Raw genomic sequence first — 1319 nt, 5'->3', positions numbered from 1 at the left:
ATCTATTAGACCACGTTACAGTACAACTAATTTTTCTTTATTTTTCAGAGATGGTTTTTATAATCACTGCATATAATATTTTGCAATAAAGAAGAGGTTTCATTATGAAAATGGGTTTCTTACGTAAAATTTATAAAGATTGCAACGATTTATTTACTTCCACGATGGTAGTTTCGGTATCGGAGCTGGATTGGCTTTCTCAATCGCCGCACGTTTCATTTCAAGATTGGCTCTGGCATAAATTTCCGTAGTCTTTAAATCAACATTGCTTAAGAAATCACGAAGAATGTCTAACGAGACACCGGCTTGTAACAAATTCATTCCTTTAGTATGTCTCAAACTAGGCGGGCTAATCGACTAATTAAATTTAGAATGTTGTGATCTTGGAATAAAGGTTACGGCAGTGAACTTGTTTACGATATTATCGCTAAGGCTCGAACATTTTGATGCAAAACTTCTATTTGTGCTAGAAATAAATCTAAGAGGATCTAAAATGAATTTAGGTGAGATTGAGAAGAAACTTGGCGAAAAAGCAAAGTTAGCAGTTAGTCTTTATTTACTTGATGAAAAGGGTATCATTACCCTGGAAGAGGGGTACAAGGCTGAAGTCATGATGCCAATGGCCAGTACTAAAAAAGTTGCTATTGCCTTAAGTATATTGAAAAAAATCTATGACGACCGGGAATTGAGTTTAACAACTAATATTACTATTATTAATACCGATTTCTCACCTGGGCGCCCGACGAATACATTAGATAGGTATTATTTCAGGCCCTGGTCTGTAGAAACAACAAGAACTATTGACGAATTATTAACCTACATGTTAACCGAAAGTGATAATACTTCAACTGATGTACTTCTTGGTTTGGCGGGTGGCCCAGACCAGGTTAATGAACTAATCTCCGAGCTTAATATAGAAGGTCATCATCTATCCTTTACTTCTAAAAAGTTGCTCGCTGATTATTTTAAAGTGCCTGAGGAAAAATCAATCAGCAGTATTCTCCAAATACTCTATGAATTTATTAGTGCTTATTCAGTTCGCCCTACAGAAAATTGTCTGGTGGAGTCGGAAGAAGATGCGTGCACTGCTAAAATGATGACGGATTTATTAAAATTGTTGGTTTCTCAAGATGAGAAAAAAAACTGGATTGGAAAAGCCGCTAATGTCTTATTAGAGAAAATGCGACAATGTAAAACCGGCGAAACTTTGATAAAAAAAGGAGCCATCGAGTTTTTTCCTAGACCCACTGACTTTGGTTCTAAACAAGGTGGTTTAGGAGGAATCAGAAATGATACAGCGTTCATCCAATTTAAAGAGG

2 protein-coding genes are annotated in these 1319 nt (G+C 36.0%); one reads left to right on the top strand and one right to left on the bottom strand.

What is annotated here, in order from left to right; all coding sequences use genetic code 11:
* Positions 1-153: 153 nt before the first annotated feature.
* Positions 154-315, bottom strand: a complete 162-nt coding sequence (locus tag OK13_RS14320; protein WP_241480583.1) for a site-specific integrase — start codon at positions 313-315, stop codon at positions 154-156.
* A 178-nt stretch (positions 316-493) separates the two neighbouring features.
* Between OK13_RS14320 and OK13_RS13650 the strand changes: the two genes are divergently transcribed.
* Positions 494-1319: serine hydrolase (locus tag OK13_RS13650; protein WP_035891736.1), on the top strand; the 826-nt coding region annotated here is incomplete at its 3' end.

Origin of the sequence: Legionella norrlandica (assembly GCF_000770585.1) — a bacterium.
In the GTDB taxonomy this organism is placed as follows: Bacteria; Pseudomonadota; Gammaproteobacteria; order Legionellales; family Legionellaceae; genus Legionella; species Legionella norrlandica.
This window is presented reverse-complemented; position numbering and strand designations above follow the sequence as displayed.